Source organism: candidate division WOR-3 bacterium, from assembly GCA_039801365.1.
GTDB lineage: Bacteria > Hydrothermota > Tepidihabitantia > Tepidihabitantales > Tepidihabitantaceae > JBDRUN01.
Genome location: JBDRUN010000003.1, coordinates 40,664 through 57,743, shown reverse-complemented (window position 1 = coordinate 57,743; position 17,080 = coordinate 40,664). Strand labels below are relative to the sequence as shown.

Genomic DNA, 17,080 nt, shown 5'->3' with positions numbered 1-17,080 from the left:
AGTGTAGGGAAATGACCACAGGTGTCAACTCCACGATACGGCTCAGGGCTGAATGCCGAGCGCCTGCAGCCTGCGCAGAACGTGGACGATGCGTTGCGCGGCCCTGCCGTCACCGAACGGATTCTTCGCCCGGGCCATGCGGTAGTAGGCCGCGGGTGAGTTCAGGAGTCGTTCGGTTTCGGCCACGATTCTGGCCGGGTCGGTACCGACCAGTATTGCCGTCCCGGCCTTTATTGCCTCAGGTCGTTCGGTCTTATCGCGCAGAACCAGTACCGGCTTACCCAGGGCCGGCGCTTCCTCCTGAATCCCGCCTGAGTCAGTGAGTATCAGGTATGACCGCTCCATCAGGCGGACGAACGGCAGGTATTCAAGCGGCTCAACCAAGTGCACACGGCCCAGATTACCCAGCAGTGACATGACCGGCCGGCGCACATTCGGATTCAGATGCACCGGGTACACAAGTTCAACATCCGGGTTGCGCCGGACAATGGCCGCAAGTGCTTGGCAGATGCGCTCGAAGCCGGGTCCGAAACTTTCCCGACGATGGGCGGTCACAAGAAGAATTCTGGATTCCGGGTCGTGAGTTATGGTACTCCGGAATCGTGCTCCTGTATGCCGACTACCCCGGTAAGTCTGAAAGCCAGTCGAACCCGAGACATGAGGTCCAGCAACCTCTGATGATGCTCTCGCAAGTCCATCATCCCGCCTCTTGAGTGCAAGGTGCAGGGCGTCAATGACTGTGTTGCCGGTTACGTGGATGGAACGCGCAGGTACTCCCTCTCCTAATAGGTTTTTTCGCGCCTGTTGTGTCGGTGCAAAGTGTATGTCAGAAAGGTTCGAGATAAGTCGGCGGTTCATTTCTTCAGGATATGGCGCATACTTGTCGGCCGTGCGCAATCCTGCCTCGATGTGACCAACCGGAACCCGATGGTAGAATGCGGCCAGTGCAGACGCGAAGGCAGACGTCGTATCACCCTGAACCAGCATCACATCAGGCTTCACCCTGACAATCAACCGCTCAATGCCGGTCAACGTTCTCCTCGTCACATCCCCGGGCGATTGACCGGCACGCATAATGTCCAAGTCAAAGTCCGGCTTGATGTCGAAGACCGAAAGAACCTGGTCAAGCATGCTCCGATGCTGGGCAGTGACCGCGACGAACACTCGGAATGACTCGGGATGGCGCTTGAGTTGCCTGATGACCGGGGCCAGCTTTATCGCCTCCGGTCTGGTTCCAAACGAAAGGAACACGCGCAACCGCCTGCTGCTTGCTGTTCGCCGCCCTCTGTTACAGGTTCGTAACTTGTGACCTACAGCCGGTAACTTCACTCTAGTGCGCCTCTCCCCACGTCTTGCCGGTACCAATGTCAACGACCAACGGCACATCCAGTTTCCAGGCTGCTTCCATTTCTTGCCTGACTGCCAGCTTCACCTCAGCCAGGCAGTTCTCATCAACTTCTACCAGCAACTCGTCATGCACCTGTACGATAATTCCGGCCTCAAGCCGCTCTTCCTTCAACCGCCGATTCACATTCAGCATCGCCTGCTTCATGATGTCTGCGGCTGAACCCTGGACCGGTGCATTGATAGCCGCACGTCTTGCCGCCTCGACAACGTTGCGGTTCTTGCTCGTCACACCCGGCAACGGCCGAATCCGTCCCGACAGTGAACGCACAAAACCCCGCTCATGCACCTCGGCCAGCACGCGCTCGCGCCAGGCGGCAACCCCGGCAAACCGAGTCATATAGTCATCGAGAAATCCGCGCGCCTGTTCGCGGGGTATGCCCATCCGCCAGGAAAGCCCGTAGTCTCCCATCCCGTATATCAGGCCGTAGTTGACAACCTTAGCCATCCGCCTCTGCTCCGGAGTGACAGCCTCGGCCGCAACACCGAACACTGCCGCAGCCGTATGAACATGGATATCTTCTTTCTGCTCAAATGCCCTTTTCAGCTCCTCATCATTGGCGATGTGGGCAAGGACCCGCAGTTCAATCTGGGAGTAGTCTGCCGACAGCAGTACCTTGCCCGGTCCGGCGACAAAAGCCTGCCTGATTCTGCGGCCTAGTTCAGTCCGAATCGGGATGTTCTGTAGGTTTGGATTGGAGGAGGACAGCCGGCCCGTGCCGGTACCGGTCTGATTAAACTCGCAGTGTATACGGTTGGTGCCCGGCCGGGCCATCTCTCGCAGCGGTCCGATATACGTATTGCGCAGCTTGGTCAATTCTCGAAAGTACAGAATGTCCTGGATGACCGGGTGTTGCGAGGCCAATTCCTCAAGCACGACTGAGTCGGTTGAGAACCCGGTCTTGGTCCGCCTGCCCCTGGGAAGCTTGAGCCGCTCAAACAAGACTCCGGCAAGCTGCTTGGGTGAGCCAACGTTGAACTCAACTCCGGCCTTGTTCCAGATACTCTTCTGAACCCGGTCTGCCTCCTGTCCGAGCTCCTGTTCCAGCCGGCCGAGATAATCCACGTCCAGGCCAACACCACGCTCCTCCATCTCAGCGAGTACCGGAATCAGCGGCATCTCTATTTCGCCGGCAACCCTTTCCAGCCCCAGCGCTGCCAGATCAGATTCAAGATGCTTGAACAGCTGCCAGACCAGCGCCGGTTCGTCCTGAAGACCTGCCGGAAGTATCGGTCGACCCAGAAGCTGGGCAGTGACGTCCTCCAAACCATAGCTGCGCCGGTTCGGGTCCACAAGCCAAGCCGCAACCCCGACGTCAAACAACGGTCCGGCCAGCGCAATCCCGGCCTGCCATGCCTGCTTGACCTTGCTCTTGATATCGAAGCCGACCTTGGTCAATTCCTGCCCAGTGAGGAACCGTCGTACCGCATCGTTTCTATCGGCTGGCACGAACGTGGTCTTTTCTCCGTCCAGCGTAAACCAGAGACCGAGACCAGTCCCAAGCGAAAAAACGGCGATACCACGTTCGGGCACATCCCCTCTGAGTTCAACTACTTCGCCTGCCTCCGACTTTGCCGGTCCCAGCTCTCTTAGCAGAGAATCGAACTCCATCTCCCGGAAAATGTCACTTAACGTCTCGATGTCAGGCTTTCCAGTCACTAGGTCCTCAGGTCTTGCCGCCACGTCAACATCGTCACGAACCTCGACAAGCTCCCGACTAAGCCTGGCTACCGACTCATGTCCGCGCAGTTTCGGCTCTCTCTCCAGCGCTGTGGCGAGCGAGCCGTACCGCGTCAGGATTTCTAAGGCCCGCTTCGGCCCGATACCGGGTACCCCAGGAATGTTGTCACTAGAATCGCCGGTGAGCGCTAGAAAGTCGCAGACAAGCTCAGGCCCGACTCCGAGCTTCTCCCGCACTTCCTCTGACCCGTATAACTTCTCCTGCCACGGGTCGTAAGCTGTTATCCGCCCCCCGACCAATTGAAGCAGGTCCTTGTCACTCGTCGCAATCACGACCTCGAACCCTTGGCTTGCGAACCGTCGCGCCAACGTGGCGAGTACATCGTCTGCCTCAACCCCGGTTTGTTCGAAACTTGCCAGACCCCATCCCTTCACCATCTTCTTCACTACCGGAATCTGTTCAGGTAACTCCTCGGGTGCAGGCGGCCGCTGAATCTTGTACTGTTCGAGCTTCTCATGCCGGAAAGTCTTGCCTGGTGCGTCAAACACAACCGCACAATACTCCGGCTTCAAGGTTTTCAGCAGTTTCCTTAGCGTGTTGGCAAAACCAAAAACGGCTGAGGTATTGCGGCCTTTGGAGTTGCGCAGTGGCTGACGGATGAAAGCAAAGAAGCTCCGGTAGATGAGCGAATGGCCGTCAATCAGAAGAAGACGCTTGCCCCCCGACGCCATGCGCCCTATGTCAGCCCGATCCAGGATACGACAATATGGACGGAGGAAAACCCGTTCACGTCAACCGCTGGAGCCTTAGCTCGCGCGCAAGTGCCTGAGCTCTGGCATATGCCTCAAACGACGACCCGGCGTCTTGCCACCAGCCAGTAAGCACGTCGTACTCCATCTGCTTCCGGCTGATATAGACGTTGTTCACGTCGGTAATCTCCAGCTCGTTGCGCTTCGATGGCCTGAGGGTTCGGATAATATCAAACACTCTTGTGTCATACATGTAGCAGCCCGTCACTGCCAAATCGCTGTCCGGTCGCCTCGGCTTCTCAACGACTCGCAACAATCTTCCCGCCTTGACCGTGGCAACGCCGAACCGCTCCGGGTCTGGGACGGACTTGAGCAACACTCTGGCTCCACTTTTCTGTCGTCGAAACCGGTTCACATACGGCGCAAGATTCTCTTCAAACAGGTTGTCCCCAAGGATTGCTACCAACCGGTCGCCCTCGGCAAAGTCCTCAGCCAACGCCAATGCTGCGGCAATACCCCCTGAACCCTCCTGGTAAGCGTAGTGAAGCCGCTTGAGTCCGAACTCCCGTCCGTTGGCCAGCAGTCGCAGAAAATCACCGGCACTTTCACCTCCGGTCACGACCATCACGTCCCGGATACCGGCCTGCACCAGCTTTTCAATCGGGTAATACACCATCGGTCGGTCATAGACCGGTAGCAGGTGCTTATTGGTTATGCGGGTCAAAGGAAGCAGACGGGTTCCCATCCCGCCGCATAAGACAACACCTTTCATGTGGTGAGTATAGAAGCAAGACTGTCGTGGTCAAGCCAGACCCGCTCGATCCAAAGCGAGGGGCTGCTCGCCCCTCGCCCTAATAATACGCCTTACAGCCCTAGGTCAGTCCGCGGTCTTTATCATGTACGGGAACAGCCAACCTTTGTAGTCATACGGCCCGGTTTCCGGCGGCTTCAAGAGTGTGCCCCGGGAAAGTAGTTCGAATATGGCGAACCGGAACCCAGGCACGAGCTCGGCATTCCAAGTTCCTGAGTACACGCCGTTACCCATGTTCTGGAAAGGCAACCTTATGAAGAAAATCAGCCAGAACGCATGGAGGTTGGCAAATCCATCCTCCACGTTGGTGTACATCGTTATCGTCACCTGCTCACCCGGTGTGAACGAAACAAGGCTGTCAAGTCGGAAGTAGTGCGCCAGCGGGTCAACAATCGTAACGTCCTGCAGCGAGGTGTGGATGTGCACGCTGTCAATTCGCACGGTGTTCGTCGTTTCCGATGTACCTTCCACGAGCGTGATTTTCTTGAGCTTCCAGCCCCGGTCTGTGTCGCTTACCTTGCCATCACGCATGAAGATGGCGTTGATCTGCACCTTTTCCTGCAGGTTCTTCACCCAGCGCACCGCGGTCGTATCGCTGGTCTTGACCCAGTGAATCAGTTCGCCGTAGTTGTGCTGGTGCCAGCCAACCCAGGCCGAATCGCCCGATACACCGACTTCGATGACTGGCGACGGGTCGTGACTCTGGGGCCCGCGCCACCACAGCCCTTCGGTCGTGTCGTCGAGTCCGAACACGTTCTCGCTCGAGTCGCCTGCAGTACTGCCCCTGAAGTGGGTGGAGTCCTTTTCCACCAAAGCACGCACTGCTGCTTTGTCGAGTTCCACCTTGGACTTGCAGCCGACCCCGGCTGCAAACACGACCAGCATGACCAGTACCAGTCCCAGCAGTCTCCTCATCTTTCCTCCCTATCGCTTTGTTGCCGTGCGTCCAGTGCCGAACCCGTACTTGTCTGACTCTGCCTGGCCACCGTCAAGCCGGTCACAGCTCCTGGCTGCACCGCCACATTGTACATGCGCGCGGCTGACTGTCTAGTTCGTCTTGACGATGCGTCTGACAACGGCGCCGGCCCTGTCTTCTACTCTTAAGAAGTAAGTCCCGGCCGTAACGCCGTCCATCCGCAGAATCAAGGTGCACCCTGCATCCACTTTCTCGAACTGACCGCAACATACCTGCCGGCCTGATACATCGCAGAGCGCCAGCTGCACTCGGCCTGCCATGCCTGACCTGAACTCGATGGTGAGCCTGTCCCTCATCGGGTTCGGCCTTACTAGTACACCTGTTTCCACACCCGGAATGCAGGAGTGTTCCTCGACCTTGGTCGGTTGCCCGATTGTGAACGGCCGGGGCGTAATGCCCTGTGCCGCCCCGCCTGGCCCATAGACTGTGTAACGGATATAGCAGTTCGCCGAAACCGCACCTGGCGGGACCAACCACTGATGCCTTCCTGCATTACGCAGACTGTCGGCAATCGGCTGCCACGGTCCAGAAGAACCTTGGATCGAAAGTTCGAGCTTCACTCTGGTGCTGGAGGCGTTCGGCGCCTCGCTCCACCAGTCTATGAACTGCACCGAGCCGCCGATAAACTTCTCCCCGCCACGGGGAAACACCGGGAATATGCGCAGACTTTCGGCTGGGCTTGACTCCCGAAATGCGTGCGCATAGTTGCGGTCATTGGGCCAGTTTCCTTCTTCGGTCACACAGCAGATGTCCGGCCGGCCGTTGTGGTCAAAGTCTGCGCCGGTACGCAAGGCACTGTAGTAGCCGGGCGTGGGTATCGAGATACTCGCCGCCTCGGTCCAGTTGCCAGCACCGTCGCCTTTCCACACCTTTACCAGACCGCCACCCAGGGCTACAAGGTCAGTGAATCCGTCAGCATCCATGTCGCACAGTTGAGTTCCCTCGAAGTCGCCAGTTCCAGGCAGACTGCCAGAGAATTCGACCCAGCGCGACCCGTTCCACCGGTACACCTCAACCCCGCCTGAGTCATTGGCAAATGCCACATCGCATCCGCCGTCATTATCCGCGTCGCCTGCTGACAGGCCCCATAGACCGCGGTTGTAAGATGGTAGACCGGTGCTTGCCGGCGAAAACCCACCCGCACCGTTGCCGAACCAGACACTGCCGTACTGATGTGCGGCAATCATATCTGTGTTGCCGTCCCGATTCACGTCCCGGAAGTAGAATTCCATGTTTGAGTTCCCGCCAAGAAACCCGAAAGACCGTCGCCACGCGCCGTTTTCCAGATTCAGATAAACGTGGATACCGTCGTCCGCACCGAACGAAATCGAACCCAGGTCCAAATCGCCGTCATTGTCAATGTCCGCGAAATCGGTCGAGAACATGCCCCAGTCCTGGCCTTCCATGGCAAGAGAATCATCCCACGCAACCCAGTGTCGGCCAGTACCATCTCCAAGTGCTACCTCAAGCACCTGATCGCCAAGGTCGCCATTGGCATAGTTGTGATGCATACCGTAACCTACGTCCCATCTGCCGTCCCAGTTCACATCCCCCACTGCGATACCGCCGTAGCCCAGGGTATCCGGCGACATGTAGTTGGTCCAGCCACCCGCGCCGTTGCCGAACCACACCATCACGCCATGCTCCTGGGTGTTTATCCAAGGACTGCCGTGGTCTCCGATTGACAAGATGTCAACATTGCCATCGTTGTCAATATCGGCCATCTCCAGCTCGGTCCGACCGCCGTCGAGCCTGGGATTTTCCCGCAGCCCGGTCGAACACTCAACGTACCCAAGCTCGGCCCTGGCTGGCAGCACCAACATGCCCAGAGCCAGCACAAACCACAAAGACACAACCGTGGCGTTCCTACTTCCCGGACTCATTCACCCTCCTTTTCCTTAGGTCCTCCCGTCCCTGCTATCCCCCGGTCTATTCGTACCGACGTCTGCTCCGGTTTGCTCTGTCAACTCGACCTCTACCCAGACCGGTGCGTGGTCAGAGGTAATTGACGACTGCCCGGCAACCAGCCCGGGGTCAAGCAGTCGGGTTTCGACCCCGGCCTGAACAACCTGCGCCAGCAGGTCCTGGCTAACAAGAATGTGGTCAATCAGTGCCTGCCCACCTGACCCGACGTAGGAATACGGTCGCCGGCCGTCGGTTTTCAACTCCACAGGAAAAAGCAGACACGAGTCCGCAGAACCGGCCTCGCAATCGTCAACCCTTCTGCCGCACACAAGGCTCACGGTCATCGAATCAACCGGGTCGTTGAAATCCCCAAGCACCGCAAAATGGTGGGCCGCTTTGCCAACCATCACCTCATCCAGAAGGCAGCGTAGCCCGCCAGCTTCAGCCATCCTTGTCTGTACGGCCAGTGTCTGCCCCAACACCTCTCGCCGCCGCGCCGATTCGCTGACCGGAATAGCTTCAACCTCGGGCCGACGAGATTTCAGGTGAACTCCGGCAGCAAACAGTGTCTGTCCGTTTCCAAGCCGTACCTTTACCCACGGCACTGGCCGTGAGAAAACAAGCTGAACCAATTCTCCAGGCCGGCCGGGTACGGTCGCCGGGAACTCACGCCACTGACCACACTCAAGCACCTCGAGCCTTGTCAGTATTCCGGTGTGAACCTCGCGCGCGCCGGGCCGCGCGTCGCCAAGCAACCGCCCAGAATAGGAACCGCATGCTTCGGCGAGATCGAAAAAGCTCGCCTGCTCGCGTAACTCGTTCACCACCACGAGGTCCGCGTCAAGTCCAGTGATTGCCCTAACAATGAAATCGAGCTTCCTGCGATACATCGTGGGCTCGGGCAGGTCCTGGCGCCCCAAATTCTGCACGTTGTAGGTTGCCAGCTTCGTTCGCAAACCTGCTCTCCTTCAATACTCGGACATCAAGATGTTCTCAGACGGGCCTGGATTCATACCACTGTCAAGATGCGCCTGGCCATACCGCTCGATGATGAACTTTGTCCCCTCTTTGCGGTACTCGACCAATTCGGCTACTCTCATACCCTTGCACAGCAGCTTCGCGACCCTGCCCAGCCCGTGTGGAACGTACAGATGGAAGCTTGCTCCAGGCCGGCTGAATCTCCCGCTCCTGTGCTTCCTCGTAATTCACCGTTGACTCGGTCTCGACCTTGGTTGCTAACATCAACTTGTCAGTTTCAAGCCAGTACACGACTATGTCGGGAAACAGCTCGTTGCCCGGTTCATCACGCGCGCCCCGCGACTTGTAGGGGTGATTGAAGTAAGTCAGCAGGTGCGGGTGCGCCAGACTCGGGTAATTGTGGTATTCCCGGTATGGCACCTCCACAACGTGGTCATGCTGAACCTGCTCGGCGACCTCACGACTCATTGCCGCCATTTTCCGTTTCGCCAGCAGCCCTTTCCGCCGGCGGCAATGGTTTACCACGAAACCATTGAATTGTCAACCGGTTGCAGTGCCGAGCGTGTCTCGACTCTATCTTCTCCATCTGCCTTGACCTTGCCGCCTGGCGTTGCTACACTGGCCAAGGCTATGAAACGTTACCTACCGGCATTACTACTCATTGTCGCCCTGCTGGTCCCGGTTGTATTGTGCAGGGCCGGCCCGCAAGAAGAAATATCTGAATCGCGTCAGACCGCAATCGTCCGTGCCGCACGCCGTGTCAGCCCCGCGGTCGTCTCCGTCGTCGTGACCCAGGTCCGGGTCGTCACTTACGACCCCTTTGGCGGATTCGGATTCGACGACTTCTTCCGCGACTTCTTCCCGCCGCGACAGTATCGGCAGGAAGTGAAGTCAATGGGCTCGGGCGTCATCGTTTCTGAATCGGGCGACATTATCACCAACGCCCATGTCGTACGCAACGCCTCGATAATCAAGGTAACCTTGCCCTCGAATCAGGAGTTCGATGCCGAACTCGAAGGCATTGACGATGCCCGGGACCTTGCCCTACTCCGAGTCAAAGCCCGGGGACTTCCCTTTGCCCCACTCGGCAATTCCGATAACCTGATGATCGGTGAATGGGCTATCGCTTTTGGCAACCCCTTCGGGTTCCTGCTTGAGGATGCCCAGCCCACGGTTACGGTCGGCGTAATTTCCGCCCTACACCGCGACGTCAAAACCGGCCAGGGCCGGGTGATGTCGGACATGATTCAGACCGATGCCGCCATCAACCCGGGTAATTCTGGCGGGCCACTAGTCAACGCCGACGCCGAGGTCATCGGCATCAACACCTTCATCTTCACTCACTCCGGTGGGTCTGAAGGCATCGGATTTGCCCGGCCAATAAACGACGTCAAGAAGTTCATCGCCGAGGTGCGCGGCACGGCCGCTGCCACCACTACTCTTTCGACCGGCCTTGGCTGCTCGGTCGCCGACATTGACTCAAAGCTCCGTGCCCGCTTCAACCTCGTCTATGATCGTGGGGTCGTCGTCACCGAGGTGGCCAACACCGGCATTGCTCGAACTATTGGCCTCGCTCCGGGCGATGTCATCCTCATGGCCCAGGGCAAGGTGGTGCGCAACGCTGCCAGCTTTGCCAGAACGTACCAACAACCGTTCGGAACCATTGACATCGTCATTGACCGGGGAGGCGAACAGGCCCGCTTGGTCTATCAACTGCGATGATCGAACGGTACACCCTACCTGAGATGGCCGCTCTGTGGTCCGAGACTGCAAAGTTCAACTCGTGGCTGCTCGTAGAAAAGGCGGTCGCCAAGGTGCAGGGCGAACTCGGTATCATCCCGGCCACCGCGGCCCGCGCAATTCAGCATGCATCATTCAACCTGAAGGAAATCGAGCGCTTCGAAAAAGAGACAAGTCACGATGTCATCGCCTTCACAAAGAGCGTTGCCCGCAGTGTCGGCCCGGCCGGCCGCTACGTCCACTACGGACTCACCTCCTACGACGTCGTGGATACCGCACTGTCACTGCGCTGCATTTCCGGCCTAGCAATAATCGAGGCCGCTCTTGGCGACCTGCGAGTCCAGACTGCCCGGCTTGCGCTTGCCCACAAACACACACCGATGATCGGCCGCACCCACGGAGTGCACGCCGAGCCGATAACCTTCGGTCTCAAGTGTCTTTCCTGGTATGAGGAGACTGACCGCAACCTGACCAGACTCCGCCTTGCCTCGGTCGAGATGAGCTACGGCAAGATTTCCGGCACGGTCGGAGCCTACACGCAGCTCTCCCCCGCATTCGAGGCCCGGGTGCTGAAAGAACTGGGACTAAAGCCAGAGCCTGTCTCAACCCAGGTCATTCCCCGTGACCGACACGCCTTCCTGCTCTGCATCTTGGCTCTTGTTGCCGCGGGCATGGAACGCATCGCCACGGAGATACGCAACCTTCAGCGCACCGAGATTGGCGAAGTGGGCGAGCCATTTGCCCGAAAACAGCGTGGTTCGTCTGCCATGCCGCACAAACAGAATCCAATCGTCTGCGAACGGGTGTGCGGTCTGGCCCGCGTGGTGCGCGGCTTGGCCGCAGCTGGGTACGAGAACATCCCGCTCTGGCACGAACGCGACTTAACCAACTCTGCTCCTGAGAGAATCACCATTCCCGGCGCTTTCTGCCTGGTTCACTACATCATACGCAAGCTCACCGGTGTGCTGACCGGACTAGTCGTACGCCCTGACCGGATGAAACAGAACCTTGAGGCATCAGGTGGTTCGTTCTTCTCTCAAGGATTGATGCTCGCCCTGGTGCGCGCCGGCACCAGCCGGGATACTGCCTACAAGTTGGTACAGGAACTGGCATTTGAGTCGCGCCAAACCGGCCGGCCGTTCACCGACTTGTGCCGGCAGAACCCAGTCATACTAAAGAAACTGGGAACTCGCGGCCTGGCCCGGATTCTTAACGTAAGGCAACTGCTCAAGCACGTGCCTGCGGTGTATCGCCGGGTCGGTCTTTCGCGTCGCTAGTGCGACCGGCAGCTTCTGGATGAACATTGTAAAGCCTGACTCGCACACCTGCCTGATTGACGGTTCCCGCCTGATCGTTGAGTCTCTGGCACGTTCCGGAGCCAATACTTTTCTTGGCTACCCAATTACTCCGTCCAATCTCATCTACGCCTATGCGTTTCAGCGCATCCCGATGGCGGTCCCGGCTCCGGACGAAATTACCGCACTGCAATGGATGGCCGGGCTCTCGGCCTCTGGCCGGGTTCCCTTCACCGCCACTTCCTATCCCGGATTCGCCCTGATGGCAGAGTCCATTGGTATGGCCCACATGATGGAACTGCCAATGGTCATCGTTTTGGCCCAGCGACTGGGCCCGTCCACCGGCAGCGCAACTGACAGCGGTCAAGGCGACCTGTTGCTCGTCCGCGGCCTGCTCTCCGGCGGCTATGCACTGCCAGTTCTGTGTCCGGCAGATTTTGCTGACTGCTGGGAACTGCCGGCCCTGGCGGTGCGCACTGCACTATCCCTTCGCACGCCCGTGGTGGTGCTCACCTCCAAAGAGATGGTGATGACCCAGCGTGACTTTGACCTTTCCAGCCTACCGGAAATCGAATCTGCCTTCCACAATCTGTACTCGGGACCCGGCCCTTACCAGACCTACGCGCCGGAAGCGAACCTCGTCCCGCCGTTCCTGCCAGTAGGCAACTCAACTCATCAGGTACGTCTCAACGCCTCGACGCACGATGCGAAAGGCGTTCCTGGTCCGGCCTCAGGCGAAGCCTTGGCCAATTCTGTCCGTCTGCAGGAAAAGGTCATCGCCAACCTGCCTGATTTCACCCGGTTCGACTTGGATGAACAAACCGGAGCACAGACCATAATCGTAGCCTGGGACGTTACCGCACTCGCGGCCCGCGAGGCAGTGTCGCTCCTACGCCGACAAGGCAGGCGCGTATCCCTGCTCATTCCCAAGACCCTCGTCCCCCTACCCCCGGTCTATCTAGACATAATCGGCCGTTACCCACGGGTCATAGTTGCCGAGGAGAACCTGACCGGACAACTGCGCGAACTGCTCTTCGGCTCCGCCGGTCGAGACGGACTAAAGGGAGTCAACGCCCTGGGTCGGTTGATAACACCTGAAGAGATTGCCGAGGCAGTTTGAGCGACGTGTTCCTTTCCGATTCTAACCTGCCCTTCTGCCCAGGATGCGGCCACGCACTGGTCGTGCGCAACACGGCCAAAGCCCTCAAGAAACTGGCCGTGAACCCGCTTGACGTGGTGCTAGTCACCGACATCGGCTGTCACGGCATCATCGACCGCAACTTCCACACTCACACGGTACACGGCATCCACGGCCGCTCGGTAGCTCTGGCCTCAGGGATTGCGGCCGGCCTGCCAGAAGGAAAAACGGTCATTGCCTTTCTCGGCGACGGCGGCGCGGTCATCGGACTTCAACACCTTATCGAGGCCGCTCACCGCAACTTCAACCTGACCGCAGTAGTCTTCAACAACATGCTCTATGGGATGACCGGAGGCCAGCCTTCCGGGCTCACGCCCTGCGGTTACCGCACCCCTACCCATCCGCAAGGCACGAAGGAACGCGGCGCCGACCTGTGCCGCCGTCTGCACGCGGCCGGCGCGGCCAGTGTGGAACGGGTAATCTGCCGGGGCGACTTCTCCGAAGCGATTGCCCGCGCCATTGCAACGCAGGGATTCTCGCTCGTGGAAGTAATGGAACAGTGTCCCAGCTACGGCTCCAAGCACAACCCGGGCCGGTCGGTCGAGGACCTAGTGCGCGAAGCCGGACTTTCTCTTGAACTTCTGCTCAACCCGGGTGTGACACCGTGCCGCTTTCCTGAAAGGACGAATACGGCTTCACTGCTCGACCTGAAACCAATCGCCCGCCGACACGAGTCCGGCCTGGACCGCCGCGTCTCGATAATGCTCGGCGGCTCAGCAGGCGAAGGCGTCCAATCCGCGGCCGAGCTGTTCGCCCGTGCCGCGGTCTCCTCAGGACTCAGCGCAACAAAGCGAGGCTGGTATCCGGTTACGGTAGGAACCGGCTATTCTGCGGCAGACATCGTTATCTCTCCAGACCCAATACTCTACACCGGCACGACCGTACCCGATCTAGCCGCAATCACCTCAAACGACGGCTTTCGACGCTGTGCACCGACACTGCGCTCAATGCGCACCGGCCTTGTTCTGCTTGATGAAGAACTGCCTGAGCCCGAAACCGAAGCGAAGGTTATACGGACTCCCCTTCGCCGCACCGCGGGCCGCCGCGGGGCCGCATTGTACGCTCTGGCCCTGCTCCTGCGCGAACAGAACCTGTTTCCTCTTTCCGCCCTGATCGAGGCGCACGCACAGAGCAAGCTTTCGGCCAGACTGGACCTAGAAAAGCTCCTTTCTCTCCCACCAACGGGCAAATCGTGAAACAGCCGCAACGCTCCGGCAGTACAACCTTTCAGCTTTTCGACTATTGGACTCGAAGCCTTACCCAGGAGGACCTATGATAGACTTCTCTTTCACCGAAGAACAGAAGTTCGTGCAGGACCTGGCCCGCAAGTGGGCTCAGACCGAAGTCCTGCCAGTGATACAAGAACGGGATCAGAAGGCAGAATTCGACCTTTCCTTCTTGCGAGGAATGGCCGGGCTCGGTCTTCTAGGCCTTTCTCTGCCCGAAAGATACGGCGGCATAGGCAACGACTACATCGCGCTGGGCCTAGCCTGTGAAGAACTAGAATTCGTGGACACTTCACTCCGCGTCATTCTCTCGGTGCACGTCGGTCTCAACAGCCTGACCCTGCTTTCCTGGGGCACCGAGGAGCAGAAACGGCGCTGGCTCATCCCTCAGGCTAAGGGCGAGAAACTGAGCACCTTTGGCCTCACCGAACCCGCGGCCGGCAGCGACGCCATGGGTATTCAGACCACTGCCCGTAAGGACGGCAGCGACTACATCATCTCTGGCGAGAAGATGTGGATCTCCCTAGCCGACATCGCCGACCACTTCCTCATCATCGCCTGGACCGACGCCGAGAAGAAGCGCAAGCGCGACCATACTGGCATGTCCGCATTCCTCCTGGAAAGAGGGATGAAAGGCCTGACCACGGCCACGATTCACGGCAAGCTGGGTGTACGGGCCGGCAACACCGGCTCGATTGCCCTGGACGATGTGCGCGTGCCCAAAGAGAACCTACTCGGACAAGAAGGCGAAGGATTCCGTATTGCGATGTTTGCCATAGACCAGGGCCGCTATACCGTAGCCGCAGGTTCCACCGGCTTGATTCGCGCCTGCCTTGAAGCCTCGGTCGAGTACGCCCAGACCCGCACCACATTTGGCCGGCCCATCGCCGAACACCAACTCATCAAGGAGATGATTGCCGAGATAGCCTCAGACTACGAAGCCGCCCGCCTGCTCTGGCTCAAGGCCGGCTGGCTCAAGAATGAAGGCCGCCGCTCAACCCGCGAGACCTCGCTGGCCAAGATGTACGCCTGCCAGTGTGCCGAGCGGGCTGCGTCCAACGCGGTCCAGATTCACGGCGCATACGGCTTCTCCAACGAATACAACGTCGAACGGTTCTACCGCAACGCCAAAGGCGCGCAGATTTACGAAGGCTCGCGCGAGATTCACAAACTCCTGCAGGCCGACTACGCTCTTGGCCTGCGCACGGACAAACCGACCCGAGTCAGTCTGCCCAGACCAGAGTAGAAAGGACAAGAAATGCCGGTCATTTACCTGAAATCCGGCGGCACAGTAAACTGCACCGCCTACACGCTCAAAGAAGGAATGATACGTGCGGTGGACGTCAAATTCAACGACGTGCCTGGCATACCGGAGGAAAAGTCGGCAATGACCAATGCCGATGTTTCTCCGGCCAATATCCTCTACATCCTGCCGGGCAAACTGTAGTCTGACCAGCCGCATCCATCCATTCGGCCCGCGCCAATGAGTGCCGCCCGGCCCCGTGTCCTTGTGCGTAAGGTCACCGACATTGCCGCTGCTGTCACCGAGGCCCTTGAGTTCCTCGACTACGACTTCGCGGGCAAGAAGGTATGGGTCAAACCGAATCTACTAAGCCCACACCCGCCCGAACATTCGGTCACGACCAACCCGGAACTCATCCGTCAGGTGGTACGCGGACTCAAGGCCCGCGGCGCCGGCAAAGTCTGGGTTGCGGATAACCCGGGTGGCGGACTACAACGCAATGTCGCCGACTACATCGCTCCTACCGGTGTCATCGAAGCAAGCGAAGGATGCTTTCACAGCCTGACCGAGACACCTGTTACCCTGCCATTGAAGTCCCGCTTCCTCAATCAAATCCACGCCTCACACCTGGTCACTGAAGCCGACGTCATCCTGAACCTGCCGGTGTTCAAGACTCACGCGCTCACCATACTCACCGGTGCAATCAAGAACCTGTTCGGCATCATCCCGGGCGGCCAGAAATCGCACCTGCACACCCTTGCCCGGTCTGGGGAAGAATTCGGCGAACTACTCGTGGACATCTACCAGGCCGTGCCGGTACCGGTCTTGAGCATCATGGACGCACTGCGTGGAATGGACGGCCAGAACGGCCCCTCCGGCGGCCGGGTGCGAAACATCGGCCGCATTATCACGGCCACGAACCCGGCTGCGCTCGATGTCGTGATGGCCGCGATGGCTGGTGCAGACCCGGTCCGAATTCCGACCGTCCGCATCGCTGCCGAACGCGGGCTTGGTCCGGCCGCACTCAGCCAGGTCGAGGTCATCGGCGACTTCGAACGGATTCCCGGTTTCCGCCTGCCCTCGACCCGGCTTGCTGGCAGTCTTACTGGCATCTCATCAGCAATCGCCTATCCCCTGCTACGGCGTCGACCAACTCTTGACCGTCAGCACTGCACCAAGTGCCGCCGCTGCGCGGACAACTGTCCTGCGCGCGCCATCGCGATGTCGCCGTTTCCAGACGTTGACCGCCGGAAATGCATCATGTGCTACTGCTGCGTCGAGTTGTGCCCGGAGCGTGCGATGCGTATCCCCGGCCTCGCCCGCGGTCTAGTCCAGAACCTCTTCGGCCGTTAGCACCCAGCCAGGCGTGCTGCTGTCCCTGTAAGACCACCTGTGAACCCCGTTCTCACCTCTGCACTGAACTAAAGAGTCAAATCTCAGGTCAGAACCAGACTGACATCGCGACTCAGGCCGGCTCTGATGCGGATTCTCAGCCCTTCCTTCAAGACCTAACTCACAACCTAGTTCGGCCCTGTTCTGACGTCGCCCTTGAGACGAGCAGTCAAAGCGCAACTCAGCCATCGCCTGAGCTAGACGCTCACGCGCCTAATCAGAATGTAACTAACCATCCTACTGAGGGTTAGGTTGAAGACCTGGTTCAGAATCCGACTCAGATGGGGAGTCACTCCCTAGGTCACAGGGTGACCCCGTAGCCGGGACCAGTTCCGGACAGTGCCTTAGTCGCTATGTCCCACAACATCTGAAACTTGCCCGCAATCGCACCCTGCTGGCTGAACGGGCAGGAGCATAGTCGCTGTCTCTGTCGCATCTCTATCCTTTTCGCAAATCGCCACTTCCTGTGGCTCAGGAACCC

The 17,080-nt window shown here is 58.9% G+C and carries 14 protein-coding genes; 7 read left to right on the top strand and 7 right to left on the bottom strand.

All coding sequences use genetic code 11. The features are described 5' to 3' along the window. Nucleotides 1-42: 42 nt before the first annotated feature. The 7 genes from wecB to ABIL25_01130 all read right to left on the bottom strand — a co-directional run bounded on the left by wecB (nt 43) and on the right by ABIL25_01130 (nt 8,973). A complete protein-coding gene (wecB, locus tag ABIL25_01160) occupies nt 43-1,251 on the bottom strand; it encodes a UDP-N-acetylglucosamine 2-epimerase (non-hydrolyzing) (protein ID MEO0080884.1) in 1,209 nt (402 codons plus the stop codon). Nucleotides 1,252-1,330: 79 nt separating this feature from the next. Further along, nucleotides 1,331-3,817, bottom strand: a complete 2,487-nt coding sequence (gene polA, locus ABIL25_01155) for a DNA polymerase I (GenBank protein ID MEO0080883.1) — start codon at nt 3,815-3,817, stop codon at nt 1,331-1,333. Nucleotides 3,818-3,872: 55 nt separating this feature from the next. Further along, nucleotides 3,873-4,607 (bottom strand): sugar phosphate nucleotidyltransferase, encoded by a 735-nt coding sequence (locus ABIL25_01150; protein ID MEO0080882.1) that lies wholly within the window; start codon nt 4,605-4,607, stop codon nt 3,873-3,875. A gap of 105 nt (nt 4,608-4,712) precedes the next feature. Further along, on the bottom strand, nt 4,713-5,561 hold the full coding sequence (locus ABIL25_01145; protein MEO0080881.1) for a hypothetical protein: 849 nt from the start codon (nt 5,559-5,561) through the stop codon (nt 4,713-4,715). A 132-nt stretch (nt 5,562-5,693) separates the two neighbouring features. Further along, nucleotides 5,694-7,505 carry an FG-GAP-like repeat-containing protein gene (locus tag ABIL25_01140; protein ID MEO0080880.1) on the bottom strand — a complete coding sequence of 604 codons (1,812 nt, stop codon included), beginning with the start codon at nt 7,503-7,505 and terminating at the stop codon, nt 5,694-5,696. Nucleotides 7,506-7,520: 15 nt separating this feature from the next. Further along, nucleotides 7,521-8,483, bottom strand: coding sequence for an endonuclease/exonuclease/phosphatase family protein (locus ABIL25_01135; protein ID MEO0080879.1), 963 nt, complete (start codon nt 8,481-8,483; stop codon nt 7,521-7,523). Between the two features lie 64 nt (nt 8,484-8,547). Beyond that, nucleotides 8,548-8,973, bottom strand: coding sequence for a hypothetical protein (locus ABIL25_01130; GenBank protein ID MEO0080878.1), 426 nt, complete (start codon nt 8,971-8,973; stop codon nt 8,548-8,550). A gap of 162 nt (nt 8,974-9,135) precedes the next feature. On the opposite strand from ABIL25_01130, the gene ABIL25_01125 reads away from it, so the two are divergent. The 7 genes from ABIL25_01125 to ABIL25_01095 all read left to right on the top strand — a co-directional run bounded on the left by ABIL25_01125 (nt 9,136) and on the right by ABIL25_01095 (nt 16,560). Further along, nucleotides 9,136-10,227, top strand: a complete 1,092-nt coding sequence (locus tag ABIL25_01125) for a trypsin-like peptidase domain-containing protein (protein ID MEO0080877.1) — start codon at nt 9,136-9,138, stop codon at nt 10,225-10,227. Then, nucleotides 10,224-11,522 carry an adenylosuccinate lyase gene (purB, locus tag ABIL25_01120; GenBank protein MEO0080876.1) on the top strand — a complete coding sequence of 433 codons (1,299 nt, stop codon included), beginning with the start codon at nt 10,224-10,226 and terminating at the stop codon, nt 11,520-11,522. Before ABIL25_01125 ends, purB begins: the two co-directional genes overlap by 4 nt. Before the next feature lie 19 nt (nt 11,523-11,541). Further along, the gene (locus ABIL25_01115; GenBank protein ID MEO0080875.1) at nt 11,542-12,660 is read left to right on the top strand and encodes a hypothetical protein; all 1,119 of its coding nucleotides are present in this window, start codon (nt 11,542-11,544) and stop codon (nt 12,658-12,660) included. 5 nt (nt 12,661-12,665) lie between these two features. Further along, the gene (locus ABIL25_01110) at nt 12,666-13,934 is read left to right on the top strand and encodes a thiamine pyrophosphate-dependent enzyme (protein MEO0080874.1); all 1,269 of its coding nucleotides are present in this window, start codon (nt 12,666-12,668) and stop codon (nt 13,932-13,934) included. Between the two features lie 76 nt (nt 13,935-14,010). Then, nucleotides 14,011-15,210, top strand: coding sequence for an acyl-CoA dehydrogenase family protein (locus ABIL25_01105; GenBank protein ID MEO0080873.1), 1,200 nt, complete (start codon nt 14,011-14,013; stop codon nt 15,208-15,210). A 12-nt stretch (nt 15,211-15,222) separates the two neighbouring features. Continuing rightward, nucleotides 15,223-15,411, top strand: a complete 189-nt coding sequence (locus ABIL25_01100; GenBank protein MEO0080872.1) for a hypothetical protein — start codon at nt 15,223-15,225, stop codon at nt 15,409-15,411. A 36-nt stretch (nt 15,412-15,447) separates the two neighbouring features. Continuing rightward, nucleotides 15,448-16,560 carry a DUF362 domain-containing protein gene (locus ABIL25_01095; GenBank protein MEO0080871.1) on the top strand — a complete coding sequence of 371 codons (1,113 nt, stop codon included), beginning with the start codon at nt 15,448-15,450 and terminating at the stop codon, nt 16,558-16,560. Nucleotides 16,561-17,080 lie beyond the last annotated feature (520 nt).

Excerpts from the sequence above, each read along its gene's own strand:
- polA (MEO0080883.1), bottom strand. The coding sequence starts at position 3,817 with ATGGCGTCGGGGGGCAAGCGTCTTCTTCTGATTGACGGCCATTCGCTC.
- ABIL25_01140 (MEO0080880.1), bottom strand. The coding sequence starts at position 7,505 with ATGAGTCCGGGAAGTAGGAACGCCACGGTTGTGTCTTTGTGGTTTGTG.
- ABIL25_01100 (MEO0080872.1), top strand. The coding sequence starts at position 15,223 with ATGCCGGTCATTTACCTGAAATCCGGCGGCACAGTAAACTGCACCGCC.
- purB (MEO0080876.1), top strand. The coding sequence starts at position 10,224 with ATGATCGAACGGTACACCCTACCTGAGATGGCCGCTCTGTGGTCCGAG.
- ABIL25_01125 (MEO0080877.1), top strand. The coding sequence starts at position 9,136 with ATGAAACGTTACCTACCGGCATTACTACTCATTGTCGCCCTGCTGGTC.
- ABIL25_01095 (MEO0080871.1), top strand. The coding sequence starts at position 15,448 with ATGAGTGCCGCCCGGCCCCGTGTCCTTGTGCGTAAGGTCACCGACATT.
- ABIL25_01130 (MEO0080878.1), bottom strand. The coding sequence starts at position 8,973 with ATGAGTCGTGAGGTCGCCGAGCAGGTTCAGCATGACCACGTTGTGGAG.
- ABIL25_01115 (MEO0080875.1), top strand. The coding sequence starts at position 11,542 with ATGAACATTGTAAAGCCTGACTCGCACACCTGCCTGATTGACGGTTCC.
- ABIL25_01150 (MEO0080882.1), bottom strand. The coding sequence starts at position 4,607 with ATGAAAGGTGTTGTCTTATGCGGCGGGATGGGAACCCGTCTGCTTCCT.
- ABIL25_01145 (MEO0080881.1), bottom strand. The coding sequence starts at position 5,561 with ATGAGGAGACTGCTGGGACTGGTACTGGTCATGCTGGTCGTGTTTGCA.
- ABIL25_01105 (MEO0080873.1), top strand. The coding sequence starts at position 14,011 with ATGATAGACTTCTCTTTCACCGAAGAACAGAAGTTCGTGCAGGACCTG.